At 24.6% G+C, this 5,322-nt stretch carries 5 protein-coding genes and 1 pseudogene (1 of these 6 running past the window's edge); 5 read left to right on the top strand and 1 reads right to left on the bottom strand.

The features are described 5' to 3' along the window. From murG to BN1173_RS03910, 5 genes and pseudogenes are all read left to right on the top strand, one after another. Positions 1-157, top strand: a pseudogene (gene murG, locus BN1173_RS03930) (undecaprenyldiphospho-muramoylpentapeptide beta-N-acetylglucosaminyltransferase) (it extends 954 nt beyond the left edge of the window). Continuing rightward, positions 138-620 carry a CvpA family protein gene (locus tag BN1173_RS03925; protein WP_040236768.1) on the top strand — a complete coding sequence of 161 codons (483 nt, stop codon included), beginning with the start codon at positions 138-140 and terminating at the stop codon, positions 618-620. The pseudogene murG and the gene BN1173_RS03925 overlap by 20 nt, the downstream one beginning before the upstream one ends. A 17-nt stretch (positions 621-637) precedes the next feature. Then, complete coding sequence (locus BN1173_RS03920) at positions 638-1,681, top strand: DNA polymerase III subunit gamma/tau (protein WP_040236766.1); 1,044 nt, start codon at positions 638-640, stop codon at positions 1,679-1,681. Further along, positions 1,681-2,841 (top strand): two-component system sensor histidine kinase NtrB, encoded by a 1,161-nt coding sequence (locus tag BN1173_RS03915; protein ID WP_014696576.1) that lies wholly within the window; start codon positions 1,681-1,683, stop codon positions 2,839-2,841. The genes BN1173_RS03920 and BN1173_RS03915 overlap by 1 nt, the downstream gene beginning before the upstream one ends. After that, the gene (locus tag BN1173_RS03910) at positions 2,834-4,189 is read left to right on the top strand and encodes a sigma-54-dependent transcriptional regulator (protein WP_014696575.1); all 1,356 of its coding nucleotides are present in this window, start codon (positions 2,834-2,836) and stop codon (positions 4,187-4,189) included. The genes BN1173_RS03915 and BN1173_RS03910 overlap by 8 nt, the downstream gene beginning before the upstream one ends. Before the next feature lie 214 nt (positions 4,190-4,403). On the opposite strand, the gene BN1173_RS03905 is transcribed toward BN1173_RS03910, so the two are convergent. Further along, the gene (locus tag BN1173_RS03905; RefSeq protein ID WP_040236770.1) at positions 4,404-5,291 is read right to left on the bottom strand and encodes a LysM peptidoglycan-binding domain-containing M23 family metallopeptidase; all 888 of its coding nucleotides are present in this window, start codon (positions 5,289-5,291) and stop codon (positions 4,404-4,406) included. Positions 5,292-5,322: the final 31 nt, after the last annotated feature.

Raw genomic sequence — 5,322 nt, 5'->3', positions numbered from 1 at the left:
TTCATAAACTTGATAAGAAGAAATTTTAGATAATAAAGAAAAATTTAATATAATAAAACAGAATATAAAAAAATTTCACAATCAAGATTCATCAAGTATAATATCCAATCTATTATTAAAGGAATTTGAGGACATCAATGATAAACAATCCTTTTAAAATAACAGGCGTAGTTGACATATTAATAATAATAATTTTTACATCATTAGGCCTCAGAGGATTTTTACGAGGTTTTATTAAAGAAATTACTGGATTTGTCGAAATTTTTACTTTAATATTTTTACTTTACAATAAAACTAATGATTTTAAGATATTAATATCGCCAATCCTTGATTTGTCATATGTTCAAGCACTATTAGTATTTTTTCTAGTAATACACATAGGATTTTTAATTTTACAAGCATTAATTGAATCAATAATAAGTCATCTTAAATTACTATTTTTCAATAGAATACTTGGTCTTGTACTTGGTTTACTTGAAGCTTTTGGAATAATAGCAATTGTAGTATATATAATTCATGCTCAACAAATATTTAATCCTAACTATTTCTTAGAAGGAAGTAACTTTCTTGAATATCTCAATCCTGGAATAAATTACCTATTTAAAATATCAAAAACATAGCAAAGAGAAGTAAAAATATGAAAATATTACCTGAAATAGCTAAAACAATAATTAATGAATATAAAAAAGAAAATTTAGCAAATGCAATGCTTTTTTGGGGAGAAAGATTTTCTTTTAAAAAAACAACTGCAATTGCACTAGCAAAAGAAATTCTAAACACAAAAAATTTAACAAATCCTAATTTAATTATTCTCTCAGATCTTAATGTAGTTGAAGCAAAAGCTTATCTCAGCTCAACATCAAGCGAAGTTATAAATCGATATCTAGAATATGTTAAAAATATTATCTTTGCAAAATACAACTTTAGTAGTGACAAAAATTTAAAAAAAATAGAAACAAATATCAATTTTATCAATGATGTCTACTATAACAATCAATACAATGACATAACAAAAAAAGAACTTATTAATAAAATTGAAGAAATAATTAAAGAGATAAATTTTAACATTACAATTAAGGATGTTAGAAAAATTAAATACTGGGTACTATCTGAAAAAAATAAGATAAAAGTAATTTACATTAATACAATTGAAAACCTTAATTTTAATGTCTATAATGCATTATTAAAAATACTAGAAGAACCACCTCCAAATATCTATTTCATTTTAGCCACAAGAAATAAAAATAAAATTCCAAAAACAATTTTATCAAGACTTAGAATATACAAATTCAAAAAAGAAAACAGAGAATTTGAAATTAGTTTATTTCAGGAAACTTTTAAAAAAAATGACAAACTTACAATAGAAGAATATTTTAAATCATTTAATAGCGAAGAACATACCAAATTACAAGAAGAAGTCAAAAAAATTTTAAATGTCATACAAGAAAAGCAAAGTATATTTAATCTAAGTTCAACTAATTTCATAAAAGACGACAACATATTCAGTCTATTTTTAGAAGAACTTACAAGCCAACTTAGAAATGAATTTTTAAACCAAAATTTAGATATAAACACATACTTACAAAGATTAGAATATCTAAAATATATAATGAAATATAATCCTTACAATCAAAATAAAAAATTAATAATCGAAAATCTAATGTTACATTATGAGGATTAATGAGCAAATTTTTAAAAAAAACATTGACCAAATTAAATAAATTATCAAGTGACCAAAAACTTAAATTCATACAAGATATTTATAAAAAAATAGAAATATATGATGGTATTTTCGCATCTATTAATGAAGGCATTATGGTACTTGATAAAATCAACAACATAATTTATCTAAACAAAATGTTATTTCAAATTCTATCTATAAGCCCCAAATATAAATTAGAAACTCTTAAAGATATTTCAATTCCAACACTAACAAATCTCATAGAAGAACTAGCAACAAATGAAGATAAAATAATAGGATTTGAAGTACAAATTTCAACAAACATATATATCAAAATATCATTTATGCCATATGTAAGAGATCAAAAACTTGAAGGAAATATCATTTTAATTGAAGACATTAAAGATAAAAAACATAAAGAAGAACTCTTTAGAAGAGCTGAGGCTTTAGCTGCATTTACAAGACATGCAAGAAACATAGCACATGAAATTAAAAATCCTCTAGGAGCAATTGATATAAATTTACAACTCCTTAAAAAAGAAATAGATAAACAAAACATCGAAAGTACAAAAACAAATCATTACTTTAAAATAATTAAAGAAGAAATAAATAGAATGGACAAAACAGTAACAGATTTCTTATTAACAGTAAGACCAATAAAAATAATGCCACAAAAAAAAGATATTTCAGATATTATAAAAAGTGTATATAATTTATTAAATCCAGAATTAAAAAATAAAAATATTAAATTTATACTTAGTTTAAAAAAAGTAAGCTTTGTATTAATTGATGAAAAACTTATAAGACAAGTAATTATTAATATAGTAAAAAATGCAGAAGAAGCATTACTTGAATCAAATAAAAAAATAAAAAAAATAGAAATATCTATTCATGAAAATGAAGATAACATTTATGTTTCTATTAAAGATAACGCTAATGGAATAACAAACGAAACAAAAGACGATATATTTAAACCCCAATTCAGTACAAAAGAAAATGGAAGTGGTATAGGACTTACCATTTCCTATAAAATAGTGAAAGAACATGGTGGTGAAATTTTTGTAGAAAGTAAAGAAATGAAAGGAACATCTTTTACAATAACACTTCCAAAATTAAATAAAGGCAAAATCTTAATTGAAGGATGTTTAGAAAATGAGTAAATTATTGGTAGCAGATGATGAAAAAAACATACGAGAAGGAATAGCAACTTATCTTGAAGAAGAGGGTTACTTTGTATTTACTGCTAGTGATGGCGAAGAAGCTCTTGAAACAATTCAAAATGAAAAAATCGATGCTATAATATCTGATCTTCGAATGCCTCAAATATCAGGAGAAGAATTATTAAAAATTGTAAAAGATAGAAATCCAAATATACCTTTTATCATTCTTACAGCACACGGCACTGTAGATTCAGCTGTTGATGCTATGCGAGAGGGTGCTTATGACTTTTTAACAAAACCTGTTGACCTTGAAAGACTATTATTAATCATCAAGCGAGCTTTAAAAAAAAGGAATGACAAAACACAACAAAATGTATTACAAAAAAACATTATTATAAGAAAAAATTTAAGCTATTACGAAGAAATATTTGGAAAATCACTTATAATGCAAAAAATCTTAGAACTTGTAAAGAAAATTGCAAAATCAAAAGCATCTGTTCTAATAACTGGAGAAAGCGGTGTTGGAAAAGAAGTAATAGCAGATGCAATATTTGATTTATCAAATAGAAACGACAAACCTTTTATTAAAGTCAATTGTGCCGCACTATCTGAAAGCATACTTGAAAGTGAACTTTTTGGACATGAAAAAGGAGCATTCACAGGTGCAATTTCCCAAAAAAAAGGCAGATTTGAACTAGCAGATAAAGGAACCATATTTTTAGATGAAATAGTAGAAGTATCACCTGAAGTACAAGTAAAATTATTAAGAGTACTGCAAAATAAAACCTTTGAACGAGTAGGCGGAGAAACTACTATGCAAGTTGACATTAGGTTACTAACAGCAACAAATAAAAATATTGAAGAAGAAATTCAAAAAGGAAAATTTAGAGAAGATTTATTTTATAGACTTAATATAATAAATATAAATATTCCACCATTAAGAGAAAGAAAAGATGATATTCCAAATTTAACAAAAATACTAATTAAAGATGTTGCAAGTGAAAATAATAAAGAAGAAAAAAGTATTTCAAATGATGCACTAAAAGCTCTTTATGCATATGATTGGCCAGGGAATATCAGAGAATTAAAAAATGTACTTGAGAGTGCATTAATCCTATCTAAAGGAAAACAAATTGTTAAAGATGATCTACCCCCTAAAATTAAAAACAACACAAATCAATCATTTAATATAACACTACCAATAGGAATAAGCTTAAAAGAAGCAGAAAAAGAGATCATAAAACAAACACTTCTTCATTCCAAGAATAATAAAAGTAAATGTGCTGAAATACTTAAAATTGGAAGAAAAACTTTACACAATAAAATCACAGAATATAAAATACATTAACTATTAATAAATAATCAATATCAAACAATATAGCCATTATCTGATGGTGTATATTTTTTATACTAAAAAAATTCCAATAGTAACAATAATATATCAAGTCGAAACATATTAAATAAATCTTTTAAATAAAGTGTAGCAAAAAATTACACCCTTATATTTAATTTATCTTAAAATATAACATAATAATAAACACAATTTAATAATACAATTATGTTTACTTTAAAATTGTTACAGGATTAATAGGATCATCTCTCTTTAATATTTCAAAATGTAAATGAGGCCCTGTAGATCTACCAGTTTGTCCTACTTTACCAATAATATCTCCTGTTCTTAAAATATCCCCCCTTTTGACAACATAAGAATTAAGATGTCCATAAAGAGATTTAACATTATTTTTATGTTCAACAACAACAAAATTACCATAAACATTATTAAACCCAACTAAACCTACAACACCATAAGCTGAACAAAAAACCAAAGTGTTAATCGGCGCTGCAAGATCTATACCTGTATGAAAATTTTTAACACCAGTAAAAGGATCTGGTCTAAATCCAAAATCAGAACTTATGATAAATTTCTTTAAAGGGAAAATAAAATCAGAATTTAAAAAGAAAAGCATCTCTGTGGTTGAAAAAAAACTTAATTTTGGTTGTTCAATCGAATCAAAAAAATAAAACTCATAAATCTTATTATTCTTCTTAATTTTTACTTTCTCTGCTTTTTTTAAATCCCTTGTTGCTAAGAGTAAATTATTAAATCTATATTCCCTACTATTAAAGATAAAAAGACCTTTCTTACTGGGAAATAAAATTTCTTGTCCTACCTTTAAAACAGGAGAATCTAACATGTTAATTGTAGCAATACTAGCCTGCCAACCATTCAATTTATTCGCAATCCTAAAAAAAGTATCACCTTCCTTTACTCGATATAAATAAATAAACAAAGGAACATTTTCTCTTTTATTATATTTAACAATTTTTTTTCTCAGATCATAAAAAACAGGATCTTTATTTGAAAAACTTTTTATCTCAGGATAAGAATATATGCAATTAAATTGTACAACAAAAAATAGAGTTGCAAATAAAAAAATACATTTACTCATAATAGCTAAACCCCAATTAATATAATAAAAC

Origin of the sequence: Borrelia crocidurae (genome assembly GCF_000825665.2) — a bacterium.
Taxonomy (GTDB): domain Bacteria; phylum Spirochaetota; class Spirochaetia; order Borreliales; family Borreliaceae; genus Borrelia; species Borrelia duttonii.
Note: the sequence above shows the minus strand (reverse complement) of the source record. Positions and strands in the feature narration are given on the sequence as shown.

What these genes read in the sequence shown, in the direction of transcription:
- BN1173_RS03925 (WP_040236768.1), top strand. Translation starts at nt 138, where the DNA reads ATGATAAACAATCCTTTTAAAATAACAGGCGTAGTTGACATATTAATA.
- BN1173_RS03920 (WP_040236766.1), top strand. Translation starts at nt 638, where the DNA reads ATGAAAATATTACCTGAAATAGCTAAAACAATAATTAATGAATATAAA.
- BN1173_RS03915 (WP_014696576.1), top strand. Translation starts at nt 1,681, where the DNA reads ATGAGCAAATTTTTAAAAAAAACATTGACCAAATTAAATAAATTATCA.
- BN1173_RS03910 (WP_014696575.1), top strand. Translation starts at nt 2,834, where the DNA reads ATGAGTAAATTATTGGTAGCAGATGATGAAAAAAACATACGAGAAGGA.
- BN1173_RS03905 (WP_040236770.1), bottom strand. Translation starts at nt 5,291, where the DNA reads ATGAGTAAATGTATTTTTTTATTTGCAACTCTATTTTTTGTTGTACAA.